This is a genomic window from Micromonospora sp. WMMD708 (genome assembly GCF_049315245.1).
Classification (GTDB): Bacteria; Actinomycetota; Actinomycetes; order Mycobacteriales; family Micromonosporaceae; genus Micromonospora; species Micromonospora wenchangensis.
This window is the reverse complement of record NZ_CP186060.1, coordinates 6,836,272-6,858,018: the sequence shown is the minus strand read 5'-3', so window position 1 is coordinate 6,858,018 and position 21,747 is coordinate 6,836,272. Positions and strand designations below refer to the sequence as shown.

Genomic DNA, 21,747 nt, shown 5'->3' with positions numbered 1-21,747 from the left:
CCGGTCCGTCGCTCAGCCCACGGTGCAGGGGCCGCCGTTGAGCACGAAACTGGTCGGCGGCGCGTTGCTGGTCTTCCAGCTGCCCTGGATGCCGAAGCTCACCGAGCCGTCCGCCGGGACGACCCGGTTCCAGTCGACGTTGCGGGCCGTCACCGTGGCCCCGCTCTGGCCGGTCGTCGCGTTCCACCCGGAGGTGATCTGCTGGTCCCCCCGGAAGCTGAAGGTGAGCGTCCAGCCGTCCACCGGCACGGTCGCGGTGTTCGTCACCGTCACGACGGTGACGAACCCGCCCTGCCACTCGGACTGGTTCTGGTAGGTCACCCGGCAGGTCGACGGCGGCGGCGTGGTCGGCGGGGTGGGCGTCGTCGGCGCGAACACCGTGTTGGAGGCGATCGAGACGTTGCCGGCCGCGTCCCGGGCCCGCACGTAGAACTGGTAGCGCAGCGGCGTCGACGGCGGTGGCGGCGGGGGGAGCGCGACCGTGTACGTCGTCGTCGGCACGGTGGCGACCAGGAACGAGGTGAACCAGCCGTCGAAGCGGTAGACGTTGTAGCCGCTCACCCCGACGTCGTCGGTCGACGGCGACCAGGAGAGCCTGGCGGTCGAGTCGGTCACGGCGCCGATGGTCAGGTTCTGCGGCGCACTCGGCGGAGTGGTGTCCGGCCCGGTGTCGGTGACCGGGGTGACCACGATGACCGGCTCCGACGACAGGGAGCGGTGCCCGACGACGTCCCGGGCGGCGATCCGGAACGAGTACTGCCGGCCCGGGGTGATGTAGTTGCTGATCGTGGTGGTGGTGACGTCGCCGACGCTTGCCGACATGACGACGTCGTCGAAGGGGCTGTAGTACGTGATGTCGTAGCCGGCGATGGCGCAGCAGCCGCGGGTCGCGGCCGTCCAGGTGAGGGTGACCGACCTCGTCCTGACCTGGCTGGCGGTGACGTTCGTCGGAACGCCCGGCGGGAAGGGCGAGGTGTCCGGTGTGCCCGGCGGGATGGTGGGTGTCACGGTCGGCGACGGCGTCGCGGCCGCTCCCGTCAGGGATCCCGCGGCGGGTGCGGGCGCGACCCCGGGGAGCCCGCCGGCGGCCGGTGCGGGGAGCACCGTGGTGCCGGCACCGGCGGCCGGTACGGCGATCGCTCCCACGCCGAACACGGCGATCGACGAGACGACGGCGGCGAGCAGGCCGGGCCGCACGCGGCGGCGCGGCACTGACGAACGGACCCCTGGCATACGTCCACCGTGCGGCAACACATCGATGGCTGTCAACGACTTGCACCAACCGGTGCGCGGTTCCGGGTCACCTCGACCCGATCCGCCCGACGCCGGCTGCGCCACCGGCTCGTCCGCGACACCCCACCGGGCAGGGACGTCGCGGACCGCCATCGCCACATAGACACACAGTGTTACGTTGAGGCCGTCCACTGACGACGGTTGGGGGTACGCATGTCGGAGACTGCCGGGCGGGTGCTGCCGGTCTACCTGGTGGCGGACGAGTCCGCCTCCATGACCCCGGTGGTGGGTGAACTGAACGCCGGGCTCCAGTCGCTGCACGACGCCCTGCTGCGCGAACCCCTCGCGGCGGCCAAGGTCAGATTCTCCATCATCGGCTTCTCCGACGATGTGATCGTCCACTCGGCCCTGTCCGACCTGCGCAACGAGACGGCGCTGCCGCAGTTGTCGGTACGCGCCGGGACCTCCTACGGCGCGGCGTTCGGTCTGCTGGTCGACCGGATCCCGGCCGACGTGCGGGCCCTCAAACGGGAGGGCTTCGCGGTGCACCGGCCGGCGGTGTTCTTCCTCAGCGACGGGCAGCCCACCGACCCGGGCCAGTGGGAGCCGGTCTACGCCGAGCTGACCGACCGGGATCGCACCCCGACCGCGCCGAACATCATCGCGTGCGGCATCGGCGAGGCGCGGGCCGAGACGATCCTGCACGTGGCGACCCGGCCCGAGTTCGCGTTCGTGGCCACGCCCGGGGTGGAGGTCGGCTTCGCGATCGCCGAGTTCTGCACCGCGCTGACCCGCAGTGTCATCAGGTCGGGGCAGGCCGTCGGGGGTGACGCCGCAGAGCTGGTCGTGGAGCGGCCGGACAGCTTCCGGATGGCAGTGGACGTGGTGTGAGCTTCGACTGGGCGTCACCGCTGATCGGGGTACCGGGTCCGCAGGTGCCGGCCCGTGCCCCGCGGACGCAGCCGTACCGGCCGGACACCGTGGCCGACGGCTGGGCCGCGGCCGGTTTCGAGGTACGGGCGGCCTCCGTACGCGGACCCGGCCACCGGGCGTCCGGCGTACCCCGGCAGGACGACTTCGCGCTGGCCACGGCGGCCGGCTCGGTGATCGCGGTGGTGGCCGACGGGGTCTCCAACGCCCCGCTGTCCCACCTGGGCGCGACAATGGTGTGCCGGACGGTGGTCGACTACCTGCAACGCGCCGACGACCCCGTCGACTGGCACGACCTGCTGCGCTGCGCGGGCTGGGCACTCGTCGAGTACGCCGGACGGCAACTGGGCGAGACCGATCCACAGCGGGCCGAGACGCTGCTGGCCAGCACCGTGGTGGTCGCCCTGGTCCGGCCGGACGGCCCCGGGCGGGCGGTCGCCCACCTGGTCCGGGTCGGCGACTCGACCGCCTGGCGGCTGCGCGACGGCGGATGGGAGCCGCTGTTCACCGACCCGGCCGACCCGCAGGACGAACTGCTCCCGGACGGCGTCGCCGCCCTGCCCCGGGTGCCCGCCGAGGTCGACCCGGTGGCGGTGACGCTCGAAGCGGACGACGTGCTGGTGCTGGGCACCGACGGCTTCGCCGAGCCGCTCGGCCCCGGCAGCGGGGACCTCGGGCGGCTGTTCGGCGACGCGCTGGCCACGCCGCCCGCGATGACCCGGCTCGCCTGGATGCTCGACTTCACCGGCGGGTCGTGGGACGACGACCGCACGGTGCTGGCCGTCTGGCCGGTGCCGCCCGAGCCGTCATGACCGGGCCGTTGCCGCCCGAGGTGAGCCTGTCCGCGCTCGGCCCGCGTACCCGGATCGGTACCGGCGGTCAGGGCACCGTCTACGCCCTCACCGAGGACCCCCGGTGGGTCTACAAGGAGTACGCGACCCGGTTCGTCGACGACGTCGACGTCACCACGTTGAACCGCTTCGTCCGGCTCACCGCGGGTGCCGGCCCGGACGCGGAGACCCTGCTCGGTCTCGCCGCCTGGCCCACCGCGATCGTCCGCAAGGAGGGCGTGGTCCGGGGATTCCTGATGCCGCGGGTGCCCGACCGGTTCCGGGTCCGCATCCAACTGCCGCGCGGGCCGGACACCGTCCTGGCCCAGGTGCAGTACCTGTTGAACAGCGACGACTACCTGCGCGACCGCGGGCTGCACGTCGACGACCGGATGCGCCTGGAACTGCTGCGGGACACCGGCGAGGCGTTGACCCTGCTGCACCGGCTCGGCGTCTGCGTCGGCGACCTGTCACCGAACAACCTGCTGTTCAGCCTCGATTCCCGGCCCCGTTGCTACTTCATCGACTGCGACGCGATGCGGCTCGACGGCGACTCGGTGCTGGCGCAGGCCGAGACCCCCGAGTGGCACGTGCCGGACGCGGACGCCGAGGAACTGGCCACGCCCGCCACCGACGCGTACAAGTTCGGGCTGCTCGCGGTGCGCCTGTTCGCCGGTGACCAGCAGACCCGTGACCCGCAGGCGGCCCGGCCGAGGCTCGACCGGCACCTGGTCACCCTCGCCGGCCGGAGCCTGGACCCCGCCCCGCACCTGCGGCCCGCCCCGCAGCAGTGGGCGGACGCCCTGGAGCGGAGCATCCGCCGCACCCCGCCGACGGCACCGCCGCGCCGGGCCTCTCCCCCGACCGGCCCGGAGCCGACCCGCCCGGCCGCCGCCCGTCCTGACCCGGTACGCCCCGTACCCGTCCCCGCGGTGGCCGTTGCCCGGCCGGCCGGCCGGGGGTGGGGTCTGGCCGTCGCGGCGCTGGCCGCGGTCGCGGTGCTGGCCGGCCTGCTCAGTGGCAACGACGACTCTCCGGGCAGGCCCTACCCGACCAGGCCGGTTCTGCCGACCGGACTTCTCGGGCAGCCGTCCTACCCCCCGTTGCCGACGGGGATCCCGGGTCTGACCCGGCCCACCGGCGGTGCGGCCGGGGTGACCCGGTATCCCGGCCTGCCCCTGCGGACCGGGCTCGACCTGGAGAAGCTCCTTCCGCTGGCCAAGCCCTGTCTCTTCACCGACGTCAAAGTGGGCACCGGCCTGAACCGGACGTCCACCCGGACGAAGTCCTCGGTCACCGCCGTCCGTGGCTTCCTGTGCGGGATCAACACCGACTCACCACGCCTGGACGACCGCAGCCGGACCCAGCTGGCCCGGGCCGGCACCCTGACGAAGAACGGCCCGTTCCCCGTCGCGACGATCATCGGCATCCGCACCGCGACCGGCGGCCCTCAGGTCAACGTGGTGTTCGACCCGGACGGTGCCGGCTCGTCGTCCGGCTGCTGGCGTTCCCGGCTCTCGCTCGTCACCGACGACGACGGATACCACGTCGGCTCGCTCTCCGCGCCGACCCGGTCGTACTGCCCGTGACCGCTGGCGCCCTTGTGCAGCAGGTCGTTGACGGCGGCAGCGGTGGACGGCGTCAGCGGACGCCCCTGCTCGACCGGGAAGCCCAGCTCGGCGACCAGGCCGCGGTGCCGCAGGTCGACGGTCGCCTCCACGATGTCGGCGAACAGGCCCGCCGCCGACCGGGCCCGCCGCCAGGAGACGACACCGAGGGTCACGCCGAGCACCGCCGCCGGCCACCACCACGGGGTCAACGCGAGACAGAGCACCGCCCAGCCGGCCCAGGCGACGGCCCGGTCGAGCCGGTCACGCGCCTGCATCACGTCGGTGCGCCCCTCGGGGGTGAGCAGCAGCCACAGTCGCGGCCAGACCAGGCCCAGGCGGAGGCCGTACTGCGCGGCCACCCGGTCGTCGGCGAGCCGGATCCGGTCGCCGATCCAGGTGGGTCGGGCCGGCAGGTACACCGCCGGAACCACCCGTGCCCGCGCGGCGAGCCGACGCGCGGCGGCGGCCCGCCGCCGGGCGGTCAACGCGGTCGCCACCCGGCGGGCCGGACCGACCCAGACACCCAGCCAGACGTGGCGGACGACCCTGCCGGCCGCCTGGGCGCAGCCGGCGGCCACCGCCGCGGCCGCGACGACGAGCACCCCGACCACCAGGGCCAGACCGACCCGCTCCCGGAGGTGGTCGACGGCGTCGGCGGCGGCGAGCGCCGCCCCGGGCACGTCGAAGACGGCGTTACGCCCCGGCAGGACGGCGAAGGCGGCCACCGCGAGCCACAGCAGTGCCGGGCCGAGCGCCCGGGTCAGCCAGCGGTCGTTGAGCCGCCGTCCGACCTCACCCAGCAGCACCTCGATCATGTCTCGGACCGGTACGTCATCGCCGTGTCGGCGAGCGCGCAGTGCGGCACCCGGCCCCGGTCGTCGCGGTGGGCCCGGCGCGCGCAGCGGTGCAGCGGGCAGCGGTAGTCGCCGTCGAGCACCACCGGTGCGAGACCCTCCAGCCGGGCACCCTCGGCGTGGTCGTACGGGCCGACGCCGACGCTGCGCTCGGTCTCGGTCCCGGTCGTCCAGCCGAGCTGCCGGCAGACCTCCACCACCGGCCTGCCGGCGACCAGTTCGTCGAGGAGTTCGTCGAGCAGGTCGCTCCAGGCCCCCGCCTCCGCACGTTGCCGCAGGGTCGGCACGGCGGCGCACAACGAGGCCAGCAGCCGGCGTTGCTCCATGTACGACACTCCCGTCGGTTGACGCCCGAGCTGCCGTCGAATCTACTGAACCGGTGCCATCGCCCGAGCGGTCCATCGATGCGGTGGACCCGCTCATCGTCGCCTACAACGACACCGGCGACGAGTCGCTGCTGGTCCGGGCCGAGGAGGTGGCGAGGGACCTGCTCGCGGCGGACCCGTCCCGGGTGGACGTGCTCGCCACGCTCTCCACCGTCCTGATGCTGCGGGGCCGCGCCTCGGACCCGAAGCAGCTCGACGCCGCGGTGGCCGCCGCCGAACGGGCGACGACGCTGACCCCGCCCGACGATCCGTGGTGGCCGTACGTAAACGCCCAGCTCGCCCTGGTCGTCGGTTTCCGTTTCGAGCAGCGGCGCGAGGTGTCGGACCTGTCCACGGCGAGGCGGCACGCGGACGTCGCGGTGGCCGCCGTCGACGAGGACGACCCTGTCCGGATCGACGTGCTGATCCGCTGCGTGAACGTGTACCGGCTCAGTTTCGAGCGGTTCGGCCGGCTGGCGGACATCGACACGGCCGTGCGCCTCAGCCGGGAGATCCACCGCTCGACCGACCCGGACCACGTGCTCACCGCCCACCAGCTGCTGGCACTCTGCCTGGTCATGCGGTTCACCAGGACCGGCGGCCCGGGTGACGTCGACGAGGCGATCGCGCACTGCCGCAGTGGTCTGGCCGCCATACCCAAGCGGCACATCGACCGGGCCGCGCTCAACGGCGTGCTGGTGATCGCGCTGGTGCAACGCTGGGTGAGTCTGGACGGTGCCGACGACACCGATCTGCACGAGGCGGTCCGGGTCAGCCGGCAGGTCGTCGCCGACCTGCCGGCCATCGGCACGGTCCGCGCGCAACTGCTGGCCACCCACGGCGCCCTGCTGGTCATGCACGGCCTCAGCAGGAACTCGTCGGCGTACCTGGACGAGGCGATCCGCAGCTCCCGGCAGGCGGTCGACGCGCCGACGCCCGGCACCCAACGGGCCGGTCACCTGGTCAGCCTGGCCCACTCGCTGCTCATCCGGGCCCGGATGAGCAGCGACCCGGCCGGGGTCAGCGACGCCGTCGACACCGGCATGGCCGCGCTGGCCGGATTCTCGCCCGGCCACCCGGACCGGGCACGGGCCCTCAACGTGCTCGGCACCGCCCTGCGGATCCGCTACCTGATCGATCACGACCCGGCCGACCTCGACGCCGCGGTCGGCATGTGGCGGTCGGCGGCGGCGTCCCGGGCGGGTGCCGTCGAGATCCGGATGACCGCGGCCCGTACCTGGGCGCAGACCGCCGCCGAGGCCGGTGACGCGGAGCTGGCCCTGGAGGCGTACGGCACGGCCGTGGGTCTGCTGCCGCTGCTCGCGTGGCGGGGCCTGGACCGTACCGTGCAGGAGAAGCGGCTGGCCGCGGTGTCCGGCCTGGCCGGCGACGCGGCTGCCTGGGCCCTCGCCGCCGGGCGGCCGCACCGCGCGGTGGAGCTGCTGGAGCACGGGCGTCAGGTGCTGTGGTCGCAGGCCCTGCAGACCCGCAGCGACCTGTCCGCGTTGGCCGCGGTCGCGCCCGCGCTCGCCGACGAACTCGACCGGACGCGCCGGGAGCTGGACGGCACCGGGGTGTCCCCGGTGGTCGAGGTACCGGCCCGTCCCGGCTGGGAGCTGGGCCGCGACCTGCTGACCAGTGCGCTGGGTGGACCGTACCGCGTCGAGACCGAGGACGCCGGTCACCGCCGCCGGTTGGCCGAACGCTGGGAGCAGCTCGCGGCCGAGGCCCGCCGCCTGCCCGGCTTCGGGAACTTCCTGCACCCGCCGTCGTTCGCCACCCTCCAGCCGGCAACCGTGGGCGGGGCGGCGGTGCTGGTCAACACGTCGCGTTGGCGCAGCGACGCGATCATCGTCACCGCCGACGGGGTACGCGCCGTGCCGCTGCCGTGGCTGTCCCACGACGCGGCACAGCGGCGGGCCGTGGCGTTCCTCGACGTGCAGCGGGCGGTGGAGGAGGGCGGCGGGCCGGTCGAGCGGGCCGCGCTGCACCAGACGCTGGTGTCCCTGCAACGGTGGCTCTGGGACACCGTCGGGGAGTCCGTCTGCGCGGCCCTCGACGACATACTCGGTGGCGGGCCGGACCGGCGGCACCGGGTGTGGTGGTGCCCGACCGGGCCGCTGACGATGCTGCCGCTGCACGCCGCCGGTCGGTTCGGCGCGAGCGCCCCGCTCGCCGCGAGACGCCGGATCTCGGTGGCCGCCCGCTGCGTGTCGTCCTACACCCCGAGCCTGTCCGCGCTGCTGCGGGCCCGCGCCACCCCGACGCCGGACACCGCGCCGCAGGCGTTCGCGGTGGGGGTCGGCACCCTGCCCGGTCAGGCGCCGCTGCCCGCGGTCAGCGACGAGCTGCGCGCGGTCAGCTCGCACGTGCCCGGCCTGCGGGTGCTCTCCGGCCGCAGCGCCACCGTCGAGGGCGTGCTGACCGCGCTCGAACGGCACAGTTGGGCGCACTTCGCCTGCCACGGCGACCAGGACTTCAAGCGGCCCAGCGCCGCCGCCCTCCGCCTGGTCGACGGCAGGCTCAGCGTCCTGGACCTGGCCGGCCGGCTCGCCACCCGCAGCCAGTCGGCCGGCGGGTGCGACCTGGCCTACCTGTCCGCGTGTCGCACCGCGGCCGGTGGCCGGGACCTGCCCGACGAGGGCATCCACCTCACCGCGGCGTTGCAGATGGCCGGCTTCCGGCACGTCATCGGCAGCCAGTGGGCGGTTTCCGACCGGGTGGCGGCCCAGGTCGCCGACGACGTCTACGCCGGCCTGCGGGTGGGCAGACGCCTGGACGCCGACGGTGCGGCCGTCGCGCTGGACCGGGCCATCGACCGGGTACGACGCGCGCACCCGGACCGCCCGGAGGTGTGGGCGGCGCTGATCCACACCGGCCCGTAGCACCGACCGGACCGGCCGGTCACCCCGTCCGGCGGGGATGGCCCGTGCCGGGGAGCCGGACCGTGACCGTGAGACCTCCGTCGGGGCGGGCGACGAGGTCGAGGGTCCCGGCGTGGGCGCGGACGATGCTGTGCACGATGGCCAGACCGAGTCCGAAGCCGGCGTGTTCGTCGGTGCGTACCCGTTCCGTGCCGCGCTGGAAGGGCTCGGTGAAGGTCGGCACCAGCTCGGGCGGCAGCCGGCGACCGGTGTTCTCGATCCGCAGCAGGATCGTGTCGCCGGACGTCCCGGTGTGGACCGTCACGGCGCCGCCGGTGGGCAGGTTGTGGACGACGGCGTTCTGCACGAGGTTCGTCACCATCCGCAGCAGGAGTTCGGCCGAGCCGCTGGTCCGGGCCGCCCCGCCGGTGACCTCCAGCGTGGTCCGACGCCGTTCGGCGAGGTGCAGCAGCGTCTCGGCGGCCTCCTCGGCGAGCAGGGAGAGGTCGACGTCGGTACGGGTGAAGGTGCCCCGGTCGCCGTGGCCGAGCAGCAGCAGCGCCTCGGTGAGGTCGATCGCCCGCTGGTTGACGGCGTGCAGCCGGTCGAGGAGTTCGGCCGGCCCGGCGTCGGGGTCCCGGCGGGCGACGTCGAGGAGGGTACGGGAGATCGCCAGCGGGGTACGCAGTTCGTGCGAGGCGTTCGCGGCGAACCGTTGCTGCTCGGCGACGTGGGATTCGAGTCGTTCGAGCATCGAGTCGAACGCGTCGGCGAGTTCCCGGAACTCGTCCTGGCGGCCCTCCAGCCGGACCCGGTGGGACAGCGACCCGGCCGCCGCCATCCGGGTGGCGTGGGTGACGCGGGTCAGCGGCGCGAGCATCCGGCCGGCCAGGAGCCAGCCGCCCAGCAGGCCGAAGACCAGCAGGATCGCCAGCACCTGGACCGCTCTCGGGGCGAAGGCGCGCAGCAGGTCGAAGCGGTCCGGCACGAACATGACGGGGGTGGGGGGCGGGGAGCTGTCGGGTGCCGGCGCGGGCGGTCGGGGAGTGTCGATCACCTCGGGCACGTACCGCAGCAGGAACACCCACACGGTGCCGAGGAGCAGGGCGCCGGCCAGCATGACGAACCCGGCGTAGCTGACGGTCAGTTTGAGCCGGACGCTCAGGCCGGGTGCCCTAGCCACGGCCGTCGCCCGGATGTCCGGTGTCGATGCGGTAGCCGACGCCGGGCACGGTCGCGATGATCCACGGCTCGCCGAGCCGTTTGCGCAGGGTGGAGACGGTGATCCGGACGGCGTTGGTGAACGGGTTGGCGTTGACGTCCCAGGCCCGTTCCAGCAGATCCTCGGCGCTGACGACCCCGCCCTCGGCGGCGACGAGAACCTCCAGCACGGCGAACTGCTTGCGGGTCAGCGCGACGTGGCGTCCGTCGCGGAAGACCTCCCGGCGGAACGGATCGACCCGCAGGCCGGCGGCTTCCCGGACCGGGGGCCGGGCGTGCCCGCGCCGGCGGTCGAGCGCCCTGATCCGGAGCACGAGTTCCCGCAGGTCGAACGGTTTGGTCAGGTAGTCGTCGGCGCCGAGCTGGAAGCCGGACGCCTTGTCGTCGATCCGGTCGGCGGCGGTGAGCATGAGGATCGGCATGCCGCTGCCGGAGGCGACGACCCGTCGGGCGACCTCGTCGCCGGAGGGGCCGGGGATGTCGCGGTCGAGGACCGCCAGGTCGTAGTGGTTGAGGTCGAGCAGTTCCAGGGCCGTGTCGCCGTCGGGGGCGATGTCGGCGGCGATCGCCTCCAGCCGCAGGCCGTCCCGGACGGCCTCGGCCAGGAACGGCTCGTCCTCCACGATCAGTACGCGCACGGCGGCAGCCTACGGCCGGCGGGCGGCGGCACCGACGCGCTCGTGCCGGGCTCGGGCCGGGTCGGCCGCTGCCGGCGCGGGACCGGGAGGCACCCTCCCCGGGGTACGCCACCAGCGGCGTGAGGCGAGCGCGGCCAGCCCGGCACCGGCGGTGTTGACCAGTACGTCGTCCACCGACGACACCCGGTCCAGCCACAGGGCGTACTGTGCGGTTTCGATCAGGACCGAGCAGCCGGCGCCGAGCGCCAGGACCCGCGGCACCGACGCCAGCGCCGGGAACCGGACCGGGGCGAAGAACCCCAGCGCCGCGAGGACCAGCAGGTTGCCGCCGATCCCGATCGGCCCCATGGTGACCAGGTCCCGTAGCGGCACCAGACTCACCCGGCCGGGGGCGACGCCCGGCGCGGCCCCCGGCATCAGCGTCATCCACCCGAACGGCACCGTCCCGTAGACCATGCCCACCTCGGCCAGCGACCTGCGCCAGGGCGAGGTGCCGCCGGCGGCCCGCCGCAGCCGCGCCAGCGCCCACACCACCAGGGCCGCCACCGGCAGGCCCACCAGGGTCATGAGCACCACCCCGTTGAACGTGTCGTAGCAGCCGTGCCACCGCCCGGCCAGGCACGTCGGGGCGGACATCAGCAGTGGCCGCCGTACCGCGAACGCCGCGCCCGCCAGCCCGAGGACAGCCAGGCCGGCGAGCGTGACGGTACGGGTCGGGAGGTCCCGCCGGGCCACTCAGCCACCGCCGCCGGGTGGGCCGACCGGCGCTCCGGTGACGGCCTCGGCCTCCCGCAGGCAGATGTCCAGCATGGGTACGCCGTCGGTGTTGGCGAGGATGACGCCGACCCACCCGGTGTCCGGGTAGATGCTCCAGTTCGCGCCGATGCCGCCGGCTCCGCCGCCCCGGCCGATCACCCACTGACCGTTGACGATGCTCACCGGCATCGTGTACCCCTCGTACGCGGTGGGCACCGGGCCCGGGAGTTTCGCTCCGGCGAACAGGTCGGCGTACGGCCGGTCGAGCACCGTGCCGTCGCGCAGCGCCTCGGCGAACCGGACCAGGTCCGGTGCGGTGGCGAAGCCGTCGCCGGAGGCGTACCCGATGAAGGCCCGGCCCGGGTTGCGGCCCGGGATGTTCGGGTCGAGGCTGCCCTTGTCCAGGTTGCGGACGGCGTCCACCAGGCTGCCGTCGGCCTGCCGCAGGTACGGGTGTGCGATGTGCCCGTCGGTGAGCCACTGGTCCCTCGTGTAGAACGCCGAGCCGGTCATCCGGCAGCGCCCGAACACGTGCTCGTGCACGTAGTCCCAGAACGTCTGGCCGGACACGGCCTCCACGACCTGTGCGGCCATGGCCAGGCCGACGCCCCCACCGGGAAGGTGGCCGTTGGACCCGGTGCCGGGCACCCCGGTCAGGGTCGCCTGCCGGACCCACTGCTCGTGGTAGCCGTGCACCTCCTGGCGGCTGTGGAAGACGCGTTGCCAGTCCGGCATCGGGGCGTCCAGGCCGGAGGTGCTGGTGAGCAGGTGGTGGATGGTCACCTGCTCGGCGATCGGGCCGGCGAGCCCGGTCAGGTGGGTGCCCACCGGGTCGGCCAGCGCCACCCTGCCCTGCTGCACCAACTGGAGGATGGCCACCGACAGGAAGGGCTGGCTGCCCGAGGAGAGGTTGAACGCGGTGCCCTCGTGGTTGCGGACCTGCCGTTCCCGGTCGGCCATGCCGTAGCTGCGGGACAGCACCGTCCGGCCCCGGTGCGACAGCAGCACCACGCCCGAGAATCTGCCCTCGGCGGCCAGTTGGGCCACGTACCGGTCGTAGGCCCCGCCGGGGCGGGTGTCCGGCGGAATCCGGTCGCGTCCGGGAGAGCCGGCGCGGGCCGGCCCGGCGTGGCCGGTCCCGGCGGCCGTCAGCGGCCCGCCCGCCGCCACCAGCCCGGCGGCGGCCATGCCGCCCCAGGTGACCAACCGCCGCCGGTCGATGCCCCGTACGGGGTCCGCATGCATGGTCACGCTCCCTGCCCGGTCGACGGTTCGTGCGTTGACAGTGGTGTGCTCCAACTCATCGCCGTAGTCAAGACGCCGGCACGTTGCACCGGCGTATGCGTTTTCCGATACGTCCGCGATACGGCCGACCCTTCCGGCGGGGGTGCCGTGTTGACCGCCCCTTACTGCTTTACTAGTCTCCTAGTAAAGCAGTAAGGGGATACAGTGTTCGTCTTCCGCCTCGACACCCACTCCGGCGTGCCGCCGTACCTGCAACTCGTTCAGCAGGTACGCCAGGCGGTGCTGCTGGGATTCCTGCAACCCGGCGACCGCCTCCCGCTCATCCGCGAGGTGGTCGAGCACCTGGCGATCAACCCGAACACCGTCGCCAAGGCGTACCGGCAGATGGAGCAGGAGAACCTCGTCACCGGCCGGCCCGGCCAGGGCACGTTCGTCAACGAGCAGCAGTCGGCGGTGATACCGCCGGCGACGTACACCTCGCTGCGCGGCGGCCTGGCGACCTGGCTGCGCCGTGCCTACGCCGCCGGCCTCGACGAGCAGGCGGTCACCGCGCTCTTCACCTCCGTGCACCAGCAGACGCGCAACGAGGACGTGGCGTGACAAACACCGGGCCGGGCAAGACCACGCTGCCGCGCCTGGTCGTCGGGTTGCCGGCCCCGAGCACCGGCACGATGGCGGTCCTGGTGCCGGCCTATCTGCGCCGGCCGTCCGGGTCGGGCGCGGCGACCACCCCGGGGGTGCCGGCATGACCTGGTTGATCTGGCGGCAGCACCGGACCGAGGTCTGCGTGCTGGGCCTGCTCGTCGGCATCTTCGGCGTCGGTCTGCTCGTGCTGGGGACGCAGGCGCACGACCTGTTCCCCGGCGGCCCCGCCCGGTGCGCGGGGCAGGCCGGCCCCGACGGAACCTGCACCGCCTCCTTCCGCCGGCTCGACGAGGAGTACGGGAACGTCGAGAACCTGCTCGCGGCCTTCTACCTGGTCCCGGTCGTCATCGGCGCGTTCCTCGGCGCGCCGCTGCTCGCCCGCGAACTGGAGGACGGCACCTGGCAGCTCGCCTGGACGCAGGCCGTGCCCCGGATGCGCTGGCTGGCGGCCAAGCTCGCCGCACTGGCCGGCGTCACCGTCGCGCTCACCGGCACGTTCACCGTGGTGCTCACCTGGTTCCGGCAGCCGTTCGACGCGTGGGAAGGGCGGTTCCAGTACGACGCGTTCGACCTGGAGGGGGTCGTTCCGGTGGCGTACGCGCTGTTCGCGTTCGCCGTCGCCACCACCGCCGGGGCGGTCCTGCGGCGCAGCCTGCCCGCGTTCGGCGTCGCGTTCGGGGCGTTCCTCGCCGCCCGGATGTCGGTGGCGCTGCTGGCCCGCCCCGCGTACGCCACCCCGATCACCGCCGTGCGGCCGATCCCCGTCGGCGGTGCCGGGCACGGGTCCGGACCCGGCGTCGCCGACTGGACGATCGAACACGGCTACGCCGACGCGACCGGGCGCAGGCTCGGCTCGACCGAGTACCACGAGCTTCAGGACGCCGCCGACCGGGCCGGCACCAACCTCAACCAGTTCCTGCACGCCCGGGGCGTCCAGGAGTTCGGGGTCTACCACCCCGCCGGCCGGTTCTGGACGTTCCAGCTCATCGAGGCGGCCCTGTTCGTCGCCGTCGCGGCGGTGCTGACCGGCGTGGTGGTGTGGCGGGTACGACGCCGCATGATCTAGCAGCCGGTCACCCACTCCCCGATCGCCCTCGGGTGACGAACGACGGTACAGCCAGCACTACCTCGATCGGCCCGCCACCTGGATTGTTGTCGGCGATTCCCGAAAATATGGTTTCTTGGCGCGGAAGAAATCAACGAAAATGGGAGTCCGGCGATGTCGGTGAATAATGCGCGACCCGATTCTGTGTCGACAATTGACAGAGCGATGCCGGTGGCGGCGGTGCGGGTACAGCAATTACGCAAGGTCTATGGCGGGGATCGGCAGGCGGTAACCGCGCTCGCCGGTGTCGACGCGGCCTTCCAGCGGGGGACGTTCACCGCGGTGATGGGCCCGTCCGGCTCGGGCAAGAGCACGTTGCTGCAGACCGCGGCGGGGCTGGACCGCCCGACCAGCGGCCTGGTGTGGGTCGGCGACACGGAACTGTCGAAGCTGTCGGAGACAAAGCTGACCAAGCTGCGGCGGTCGGAGATCGGGTTCGTCTTCCAGGCGTTCAACCTCGTCGGGGCGTTGACGGTGCAGGAGAACATCACGCTGCCGTTGCGGTTGTCCGGAAAGCGGGCGGACCCCCTGTGGATTCAGCAGATCGTCGAGCGGGTCGGGCTCACCGAACGGCTGTCCCACCGCCCTTCGGAACTGTCCGGCGGGCAGCAGCAACGCGTCGCGATCGCCCGGGCACTGGCCACCCGGCCGGAGGTCATCTTCTGTGACGAACCGACCGGCGCGCTGGACACCCAGACCGCCGGCGAGGTGCTGGCCCTGCTGCGCTCGGTGGTGGACGAGGCGGGACAGACGGTCATCATGGTGACGCACGACCCGGTGGCCGCGTCCTACGCCGACCGGGTGATGGTGCTGGCCGACGGGCGCATCGTGCACGACATGCCGCAGCCGGGCGCGGCGCGGATCGCCGAGCACCTCGCGACGCTCGGACGTCGCCCGCAGCTGACGCGGGAGGGCTGACCCGTGCTGAAACTGGCCGGACAGATGCTGCGTCACCGCAAGGGCAGCGCGGTCGCCACCCTCCTGGCGATGACCGCCGGAGTGCTGATCCTGATGTCGCTGGGCGTCCTCGTGGAGTCCGGCCTGCGCTTCACGGCCGCGCCACAGCGTTACGCGGCCGCCGACGTCGTCGTCGCCAACCGCGACATCACGCTCACCTCCACCATGCTGGGCGAGCAGGAGACGAACACCGTCGTGCTGCCCGAGGGCGGAACCGTCCCGGCGGAGATGGTCGACCGGATCCGGCAACTGCCGGGGGTGGCCACCGTCATCGCCGACCGGACGGTGCCGGCGATCCTGCCGAACGGCGCCGCCACCGGCCACGGCTGGAGCAGCACCGCCATCACCCCGTACCAGTTGACCAGGGGTGCCCGACCGACCCGCGACACCGAGGTCGCGCTGGACGAACGGCTGGCCGCTTCGGTGGCTCCCGGCGACGAGGTGCCGGTCCTGGTGAACGGCAGCGCCCGGACGTACCGGGTCAGCGGTTTCGTCCGCCACGCGGGCCCCCGGTCGGACCCGCACGCACCACCCGCGGTGTTCTTCACCGACGCGCACGCGGCGGTCATCCACCCGCGGCTGGGACAGGTCGACGCGGTCGCCGTCCTGGCCGAGCCCGGTGCCGCCCCGGCCGTGGTGGCCGACGTGCGCCGGCTGGCCGCCGGGGCCGGCGTCAAGGCCTACGCCGGCGACGAGCGGGGACTGCTGGAACAGTCCGCGGACCAGGTGGCCTCCAGCATGCTGGTCCAGTTGGGCAGCGTGTTCGGCGGCTACGTGGCGCTGCTGGTCATGTTGGTGGTGGCGGGCACCATCGGTCTCGCGGTCCGGCACCGCCGCCGTGACCTCGCCCTGCTGCGCGCCGTCGCCGCCACCCCCGGCCAGGTCGCCCGTCTGGTCCTCGCCGAGGTGGGACTGCTCAGCCTGTTGTCCGTCGTCATCGGTGTGCCCGTCGGTTGGCTCGCCAGCCGCTGGCTGCATCGGGCGCTGGTGGACCGGGCGTTCATCCCGGACACCTTCCCGGTTCGCGGTGGCGGCTGGGCGGCGATCGCGGTGGCGGTGGCAACGGTCACGGTGGCGGCCGGTGCCGCGCTGATCGCGGCGCGCCGGACGGTGCGGATCCGCCCGACGGAGGCGCTCGGTGAGATCGCCGTGGAATCCGACCGTAACGGCGTCCTCCGCCTGGTCTCCGGCTTCTTCGCCCTGGCCGGTGGCGTCATCCTGATCGCCCTCACCGGCGTGGCGAAGGGGACCGCTGCCCTCGGGCCCGCGATGGGTCTGCTGTGCCTGCTCGTCCTCGCGGTCGCCCTGCTCGGACCGTGGATCAACCGGGCGGCCGCCCGTCTGCTCGCCCCGCTGCTGCGGCGGTTGTGGGGCGACAGCGGTTACCTCGCCGCGGCGAATCTGCGCGCCAACGCCCAGGGCATGGTCACGGTGCTGACCGCACTGGTGCTGTCCGTCGGCTTCGGCGGCTCGATCTGGTTCCTCCAGGACAACCTGGACAAGCAGATCGTCGCCGAGAACCGTGGTGGGATGCTGGCCCAGCAGACCGTGGTTTCGGCCACCGGACTGCCCGACACGATGCTGGCGCAGATCCGCGACATCCCCGGCGTGCTCGCGGCCACCGGCGTACGGAACACCTCGATCATCCCGGACGGAGCCGTCGAGGGCGCGGACGCCCAGGCGATCGACCCGGAGGGCGTCGACCTCACCATGGACCTCAAGGTCCGCAGCGGGAGCCTGGCGGACCTGCGCGGGTCGGCCATGGCAGCGTCGACCCTGCAGGCCGGGTCGAACGGCTGGCGGGTGGGCGATCAGGTCACGGTGCGGCTCGGTGACGGCACACCCGCCGACCTGCGCGTCGTGGCGATCTACGACCGGGGCTTCGCGTTCGGCGACGTCACCGTCGTCAAGGACGTCGTCGCCGGGCACACCGCCGTCGCCGGCTACGAACGGATCCTGGTGCGCACCGAGCCCGGCAGGGATGTCTCCGCCGCGCTGGATGAGGTCACCGGCCAGTACCCCGGCAGCTCGGTGACCACGACGGCCGACGTCAGCGGTCAGCTCGCCGACGACCTTGCGCTGAGCGCCTGGCTCAACAAGCTCCTGATCGGCATCATGGTCGGTTACGCCGCTCTCGCCGCGGCGAACACCATGGTCATGGCCGCACTCGCCCGAAGCCGCGAGCTGGCCCTGCTGCGCCTGGTCGGCGTCACCGCCAGGCAGGTCAAGCGGATGGTCCACGCGGAACAGACCGGCCTGCTCGGCGTTTCGCTGCTCATCGGCGGAGCCATCGCAGCCGTCACCCTGGTGTCGATCGTGCACACGCTCACCGGGCAGCTGGTGCCCTACGTGCCACCGCTGGGATGGGTGTCCATCATCGGCGGTACGACACTGCTGGCGCTGTTCACCACGGTCCTGCCGGTTGCGCGACTGCTCCGCGTCCCCCCGGTCGCCGGCATCGGAATCAAGGAGTAGCCGGCCACGGCCAGCGGTGGACCGGCCGAACATACTCGGAGGGCGGGCCCACGACACGGGCCCGCCCGCCGTCCCCGGACCACGGAGACGGGCGAATCGCTGCGGCACGATAGCCGAGGCGGGAGACAGGGAGACGATTGCAGGCATGACAGGCGACGGGAACACGGGCCGCCGGGGATGGATCGTCGCTGCGACAGTCGTCCTCGCGGTGGCCGTCGTGATGGAGGAACTGCTGCGCTCCGGCACGTTGGCCGAGGGCCTGCTGGACCACTGGTGGGGTCACGTCGGCAGCACCGCACTGCTGCTCGGCGGGGTGGGTGTCGGGCTGTACTGCCTGCACCGCGCGTACCGCAGCTGATCCGCCCCCGTACCCGGGTCCTCCCGCCGTGCCGGCGTCGTGGTCAGGCCGGTTGCGCAGGTGTGGTCGTGGCGAGGGTGAGGACGCCGGGGATCGCCGCGAACGCGGCGCGGGTGTCGGTGGCCAGTTGGTCGGCGGTGGCCGCGTGCGGCCGGGTGGTCCAGGTCTCGAGCCCACGGTGGAACGCGGCGACGAGGACGTCCAGCGCCAGCCGGGGGCGGAGATCGTCAGGCGGGAGACCGAACCTGCGGTGCAGGACGTCGAGCGCGGCACGGACGGTGACGTCGCAGAAGTACAGGCAGTGGGCTTCGATCGCGGGGGTCCTGCCGGCCAGTTGCGTGCAGAGCAGTAGCCGACGGGTCCAGTCACCCGAGTCCATGATCTGCATGGCGGCCAACACGCTGTCCTGCAGCACCCGCAGGACCGGCTGGCCGGGAGGGGCCGGCCGCAGCGCCAGGTCGTCGAGGAACGTTCTCCACAGGTCCTCGTAGGGCGCCATCGCCACCTCCTCCTTGCTGGCGAAGGTGCGGAAGAACGTGCGCTTGGAAACCTCGACGCGGTCGCACAGCTCGTCGAGCGTCACCCCGTCGAAGCCCCGCTGGGTGAACAGGTCCAGGGCGGTGTCCGTCAGTGCTTCACGGGTGCGCTGCTTCTTGCGTTCCCGCAGCGAGGGCCGCGGAGGAGGAGGGTACGACGACGCGGTGGCCATGCGGCGATACTACCGAGCGGCGTACGCCACTTGCACGCTAATGCCACTCAGTGGCACTCTACTTCGGAAGCAAGTCCAACCCGAGAGGCGACGTCATGCAAGCTCTGCTCGTTGATCGCACCGCGCCCGGCAATCTCCGGCTCGGTTCGGCACCCGACCCGCTGCCCGCCACCGACGAGGCCCTGATCCGGGTCGTTGCCAGCTCTGTCAATCCGGGCGACCTGTACCTGGACAACGCCCCGGACGGAGCCGTGCCGGGCTACGACGCCGCCGGAGTGGTGGTGCAGGCGGCCGCGGACGGTTCCGGTCCGGCCGTCGGCACGCCGGTGGTGACGCTGGGCTTCGCGGGCGGCTGGGCGGAGCTACGCGCAGTGCGTACCGACTGGATCGGCGTGGCACCGCCGAACGCCGACCTGGGGCCCCTCAGTACGGTGCCGGTCGCCGGCGCGACCGCGCTGCGCGCCCTGCGCCGACTCGGCCCGATCATCGGACGCCGGGTGCTCGTGACCGGTGCCACCGGTGCGGTGGGCCGGTACGCCGTACAACTGGCCCGGCTCGGCGGTGCGCACGTCACGGCTTCGACGAGCAATCCCGACGCCCACGGCGACGAGCTACGGGAACTGGGTGCCCATGAGGTGATCCGGTCCCCCGGGCAGCTCGACCGGGCGGTGACCGGCGTCATCGAGGTGGTGGGTGGCGAAACCCTGGTGCAGGCGTACGACAAGCTCGCCGAACACGGCACCCTGGTTTCGGTCGGCAACGTCGGTGGTACGGGTGAGTGTTTCCCCGCCCTCGCCTTCTCCGGCCACGACGGGCGCAACGACCGCTCCGTCACCTCGTTCTTCCTGGGTGCCCACGCCGGGCTGTCCGAGGACCTGGCCTGGTTGGCCGCGCGGGTCACGGACAATACGCTGACACCGCGCATCGCCAGGCGCGACAGCTGGAAGGACGCCGGCACCACCATCCGGGCCCTGACCGAGGGACGGGTATCCGGCAAGGTCGTCCTCGACATCGGCCGGTAGCCGCAGGGAGCAGGACGAACAATGGCACGACCACGTAGGGCCGTCCCCGACGACGCGGCTGCGCTGGTACGACTCCGCGTCACCATGCTGGAGGCGATGGGGGCACCCGTCGGCGACGCCACGGCACCGTGGCGGGCCGCGGCCCTGGACTGGTTCACCCGTTCGCTGGGCGACCCGCAGACGTTCGCCGCGTTCGTGATCGAAGACCCCGGACACGGCATCGTCAGTAACGCCTCCGGCCTCTGCGACCGGCACGCGCCGGGACCCGGCAATCCGGGAGGGCTACGCGGCCACGTCTTCAACATCAGCACCGTGCCCCACGCGCGCGGACGCGGCCACGCCCGGGACTGCCTCAACGCCCTCCTGCGCTGGTTCGCCGACGACACCACGGTCAGCGTGGTCGACCTCAACGCCACCCCGGGCGGCGAACGCCTCTACCGAACCCTCGGATTCGCACCGCCACGCCATCCCGCCCTGCAACTGCGCCGGGACCAGATGTAGGGCCACGGGCCCTCGTGCCGATCACGGCCGGCCCCCGCACCCGACAGCGAGCCGGCGTCGTCAGGGAGTCACGGAGTGCCAGGCAGCGGAGGGGTCGAGCTCAGTCGTCGAAGAGCACCACCTGGCGGATCACGTCACCCTTCTCCAGGGCGGACAACGCGTCGTTCAGTTCGTCGAACTGGATGCGGCGGCTGATCAGACTCTCGATGTTGAGCCGCCCCTGCCGGAACAGGGCGATCAGGCGGGGCAGGTCGCGACGGAGGTCGGAGCTGCCGTAGACGCTGGGGACCAGGTTGCGGGCGCGGAAGAGCAGCTCGAACGCATTGATCTGCACCAGGTCGTCGGCAGCGCCGGCACCGACGATCACGGTGTCCCCGCCACGCCGGGTGACATCCCAGGCCGCCTGGATGGTCGCGGCCCGACCGACCGCCTCGAAGACGTAGTCGAAGCCCCGCCCACCGGTGACGGCGTCGTGGGTGGCGCGTAGGTCGTCCGGAGTGATCGCGTCCGTGGCACCGAATTCCATCGCGACACCATGCTTGCCCCGGTTGGGGTCGACCGCCACGATCCGCGCCGCGCCGGCGATGCTCGCGCCCTGGACGACGGAGAGCCCGACGCCACCCAACCCCAGCACCGCCACCGACGATCCCGCTCGGACCCGAGCGGTGTTGATCGCCGCGCCGACGCCGGTGGAAACTCCGCAGCCGAGCAGCGCGGCGTACTCGAACGGGATGTCGTCATCGATCCGTACGGCCGCTTCCCAGGGAACGACGATCTGCTCGGCCCAGGTGCCGGTGCCGGCCATGCCGAAAGCCGGCGTGTCGCCGACCGCGAACCGCGCCTTGCCGAAGAGGTCCGACATGTAGGTCATGCAGAGGTGGGCCTCGCCGTTGACGCAGTCCGGGCAGCGCCCGCAGGCTGGAATCCAGTTCACCACGACGTGGTCGCCCACCCGGACCCCGGTCACACCCGGGCCCACCTCGCAGACGATCCCGGCACCCTCGTGGCCGACGATCATCGTGCCCTGGCTCGGTAGCCCACCGGCCACCACCGACAGATCCGAGTGACACACCCCGGTGGCCCTGATCTGAATCTTCACCTCGCCCGCATCGGGACCGAGGGCGGTGACGTCGTCGCGGAGATCCAGGGACGTACCGCCGCCCGGGTGCAGGACCGCTGCTCGCACTTCACCCTCCAAGGCTGTCGACAGACAATTCAAAAATTGCCCGCGTCACGCATTTCACCAACGTGACGCGCAGCCAAACCTAAAGGAGCGGCACACGGGCGGGCAAGGTTGCTCATATTGACGGCAGAGCAACGTCCGTAGCACCTGCCACTAACGCTGCACCGACATCGACAAACGCAGCATTGCTCGCCTCTCACCCACCGAATAATGTGCGGTCACAACCTGCAGGAAATTCACTCAGTA

Annotated in this window: 20 protein-coding genes; 12 read left to right on the top strand and 8 right to left on the bottom strand. The window is 72.7% G+C overall.

Annotation, left to right across the window (positions count from 1 at the left end):
* Positions 1-12: 12 nt before the first annotated feature.
* Positions 13-1,212 carry a cellulose binding domain-containing protein gene (locus tag ACN260_RS30550; protein WP_422754186.1) on the bottom strand — a complete coding sequence of 400 codons (1,200 nt, stop codon included), beginning with the start codon at positions 1,210-1,212 and terminating at the stop codon, positions 13-15.
* A 234-nt stretch (positions 1,213-1,446) separates the two neighbouring features.
* Here ACN260_RS30550 and ACN260_RS30545 point away from each other — a divergent pair, with 234 nt between their 5' ends.
* Genes ACN260_RS30545 through ACN260_RS30535 form a run of 3 tightly spaced genes read left to right on the top strand, consistent with a single transcriptional unit; the run spans position 1,447 to position 4,582 of the window.
* Complete coding sequence (locus ACN260_RS30545) at positions 1,447-2,124, top strand: vWA domain-containing protein (RefSeq protein ID WP_422754185.1); 678 nt, start codon at positions 1,447-1,449, stop codon at positions 2,122-2,124.
* On the top strand, positions 2,121-2,975 hold the full coding sequence (locus tag ACN260_RS30540) for a protein phosphatase 2C domain-containing protein (RefSeq protein WP_422754184.1): 855 nt from the start codon (positions 2,121-2,123) through the stop codon (positions 2,973-2,975). Before ACN260_RS30545 ends, ACN260_RS30540 begins: the two co-directional genes overlap by 4 nt.
* Positions 2,972-4,582: a hypothetical protein gene (locus ACN260_RS30535; protein WP_422754183.1), complete on the top strand. Its 1,611-nt coding sequence runs from the start codon at positions 2,972-2,974 to the stop codon at positions 4,580-4,582. Before ACN260_RS30540 ends, ACN260_RS30535 begins: the two co-directional genes overlap by 4 nt.
* Before the next feature lie 832 nt (positions 4,583-5,414).
* Here ACN260_RS30535 and ACN260_RS30530 read toward each other — a convergent pair.
* Positions 5,415-5,783 (bottom strand): hypothetical protein, encoded by a 369-nt coding sequence (locus ACN260_RS30530; protein ID WP_422754182.1) that lies wholly within the window; start codon positions 5,781-5,783, stop codon positions 5,415-5,417.
* Between the two features lie 53 nt (positions 5,784-5,836).
* Here ACN260_RS30530 and ACN260_RS30525 point away from each other — a divergent pair, with 53 nt between their 5' ends.
* Positions 5,837-8,707: a CHAT domain-containing protein gene (locus tag ACN260_RS30525; protein WP_422754181.1), complete on the top strand. Its 2,871-nt coding sequence runs from the start codon at positions 5,837-5,839 to the stop codon at positions 8,705-8,707.
* A 19-nt stretch (positions 8,708-8,726) separates the two neighbouring features.
* Here ACN260_RS30525 and ACN260_RS30520 read toward each other — a convergent pair whose 3' ends face one another.
* From ACN260_RS30520 to ACN260_RS30505, 4 genes are read right to left on the bottom strand one after another with little or no spacing between them, the layout of a single operon-like run.
* Entirely contained in the window at positions 8,727-9,869 is a 1,143-nt protein-coding gene (locus tag ACN260_RS30520; protein WP_422754180.1) for a sensor histidine kinase, read from the bottom strand.
* Positions 9,862-10,545, bottom strand: coding sequence for a response regulator transcription factor (locus ACN260_RS30515; RefSeq protein WP_422754179.1), 684 nt, complete (start codon positions 10,543-10,545; stop codon positions 9,862-9,864). Before ACN260_RS30515 ends, ACN260_RS30520 begins: the two co-directional genes overlap by 8 nt.
* A gap of 9 nt (positions 10,546-10,554) precedes the next feature.
* Positions 10,555-11,280, bottom strand: a complete 726-nt coding sequence (locus tag ACN260_RS30510) for a VanZ family protein (RefSeq protein ID WP_422754178.1) — start codon at positions 11,278-11,280, stop codon at positions 10,555-10,557.
* Entirely contained in the window at positions 11,281-12,546 is a 1,266-nt protein-coding gene (locus ACN260_RS30505) for a serine hydrolase domain-containing protein (protein WP_422754177.1), read from the bottom strand. It lies immediately after the preceding gene.
* Positions 12,547-12,750: 204 nt separating this feature from the next.
* On the opposite strand from ACN260_RS30505, the gene ACN260_RS30500 reads away from it, so the two are divergent.
* The 6 genes from ACN260_RS30500 (at position 12,751) to ACN260_RS30475 (ending at position 18,086) form a co-directional block, all read left to right on the top strand.
* A complete protein-coding gene (locus ACN260_RS30500) occupies positions 12,751-13,146 on the top strand; it encodes a GntR family transcriptional regulator (protein ID WP_422754176.1) in 396 nt (131 codons plus the stop codon).
* Positions 13,143-13,295: a hypothetical protein gene (locus ACN260_RS30495; RefSeq protein WP_422754175.1), complete on the top strand. Its 153-nt coding sequence runs from the start codon at positions 13,143-13,145 to the stop codon at positions 13,293-13,295. Before ACN260_RS30500 ends, ACN260_RS30495 begins: the two co-directional genes overlap by 4 nt.
* Positions 13,292-14,257, top strand: a complete 966-nt coding sequence (locus ACN260_RS30490; RefSeq protein WP_422754174.1) for an ABC transporter permease subunit — start codon at positions 13,292-13,294, stop codon at positions 14,255-14,257. Before ACN260_RS30495 ends, ACN260_RS30490 begins: the two co-directional genes overlap by 4 nt.
* A gap of 204 nt (positions 14,258-14,461) precedes the next feature.
* Positions 14,462-15,214, top strand: a complete 753-nt coding sequence (locus ACN260_RS30485) for an ABC transporter ATP-binding protein (RefSeq protein WP_422754173.1) — start codon at positions 14,462-14,464, stop codon at positions 15,212-15,214.
* A 3-nt stretch (positions 15,215-15,217) separates the two neighbouring features.
* Positions 15,218-17,728, top strand: coding sequence for an ABC transporter permease (locus tag ACN260_RS30480; RefSeq protein ID WP_422754172.1), 2,511 nt, complete (start codon positions 15,218-15,220; stop codon positions 17,726-17,728).
* Positions 17,729-17,873: 145 nt separating this feature from the next.
* A complete protein-coding gene (locus ACN260_RS30475; RefSeq protein ID WP_422754171.1) occupies positions 17,874-18,086 on the top strand; it encodes a hypothetical protein in 213 nt (70 codons plus the stop codon).
* A gap of 43 nt (positions 18,087-18,129) precedes the next feature.
* Here the strand turns inward: ACN260_RS30475 and ACN260_RS30470 are convergent, their stop codons facing one another.
* A complete protein-coding gene (locus tag ACN260_RS30470) occupies positions 18,130-18,795 on the bottom strand; it encodes a TetR family transcriptional regulator (RefSeq protein WP_422754170.1) in 666 nt (221 codons plus the stop codon).
* A 95-nt stretch (positions 18,796-18,890) separates the two neighbouring features.
* Between ACN260_RS30470 and ACN260_RS30465 the strand changes: the two genes are divergently transcribed.
* Both ACN260_RS30465 and ACN260_RS30460 read left to right on the top strand, forming a co-directional pair.
* Positions 18,891-19,817 carry a zinc-binding dehydrogenase gene (locus ACN260_RS30465; protein WP_422754169.1) on the top strand — a complete coding sequence of 309 codons (927 nt, stop codon included), beginning with the start codon at positions 18,891-18,893 and terminating at the stop codon, positions 19,815-19,817.
* A 21-nt stretch (positions 19,818-19,838) separates the two neighbouring features.
* On the top strand, positions 19,839-20,318 hold the full coding sequence (locus tag ACN260_RS30460; RefSeq protein ID WP_422754168.1) for a GNAT family N-acetyltransferase: 480 nt from the start codon (positions 19,839-19,841) through the stop codon (positions 20,316-20,318).
* A 100-nt stretch (positions 20,319-20,418) separates the two neighbouring features.
* Here the strand turns inward: ACN260_RS30460 and ACN260_RS30455 are convergent, their stop codons facing one another.
* Entirely contained in the window at positions 20,419-21,504 is a 1,086-nt protein-coding gene (locus ACN260_RS30455; RefSeq protein WP_422754167.1) for a Zn-dependent alcohol dehydrogenase, read from the bottom strand.
* Between the last annotated feature and the right edge of the window lie 243 nt (positions 21,505-21,747).

What these genes read in the sequence shown, in the direction of transcription:
- ACN260_RS30545 (WP_422754185.1), top strand. Translation starts at nt 1,447, where the DNA reads ATGTCGGAGACTGCCGGGCGGGTGCTGCCGGTCTACCTGGTGGCGGAC.
- ACN260_RS30535 (WP_422754183.1), top strand. Translation starts at nt 2,972, where the DNA reads ATGACCGGGCCGTTGCCGCCCGAGGTGAGCCTGTCCGCGCTCGGCCCG.
- ACN260_RS30530 (WP_422754182.1), bottom strand. Translation starts at nt 5,783, where the DNA reads ATGGAGCAACGCCGGCTGCTGGCCTCGTTGTGCGCCGCCGTGCCGACC.
- ACN260_RS30505 (WP_422754177.1), bottom strand. Translation starts at nt 12,546, where the DNA reads ATGCATGCGGACCCCGTACGGGGCATCGACCGGCGGCGGTTGGTCACC.
- ACN260_RS30490 (WP_422754174.1), top strand. Translation starts at nt 13,292, where the DNA reads ATGACCTGGTTGATCTGGCGGCAGCACCGGACCGAGGTCTGCGTGCTG.
- ACN260_RS30485 (WP_422754173.1), top strand. Translation starts at nt 14,462, where the DNA reads ATGCCGGTGGCGGCGGTGCGGGTACAGCAATTACGCAAGGTCTATGGC.
- ACN260_RS30475 (WP_422754171.1), top strand. Translation starts at nt 17,874, where the DNA reads ATGACAGGCGACGGGAACACGGGCCGCCGGGGATGGATCGTCGCTGCG.
- ACN260_RS30470 (WP_422754170.1), bottom strand. Translation starts at nt 18,795, where the DNA reads ATGGCCACCGCGTCGTCGTACCCTCCTCCTCCGCGGCCCTCGCTGCGG.
- ACN260_RS30465 (WP_422754169.1), top strand. Translation starts at nt 18,891, where the DNA reads ATGCAAGCTCTGCTCGTTGATCGCACCGCGCCCGGCAATCTCCGGCTC.
- ACN260_RS30460 (WP_422754168.1), top strand. Translation starts at nt 19,839, where the DNA reads ATGGCACGACCACGTAGGGCCGTCCCCGACGACGCGGCTGCGCTGGTA.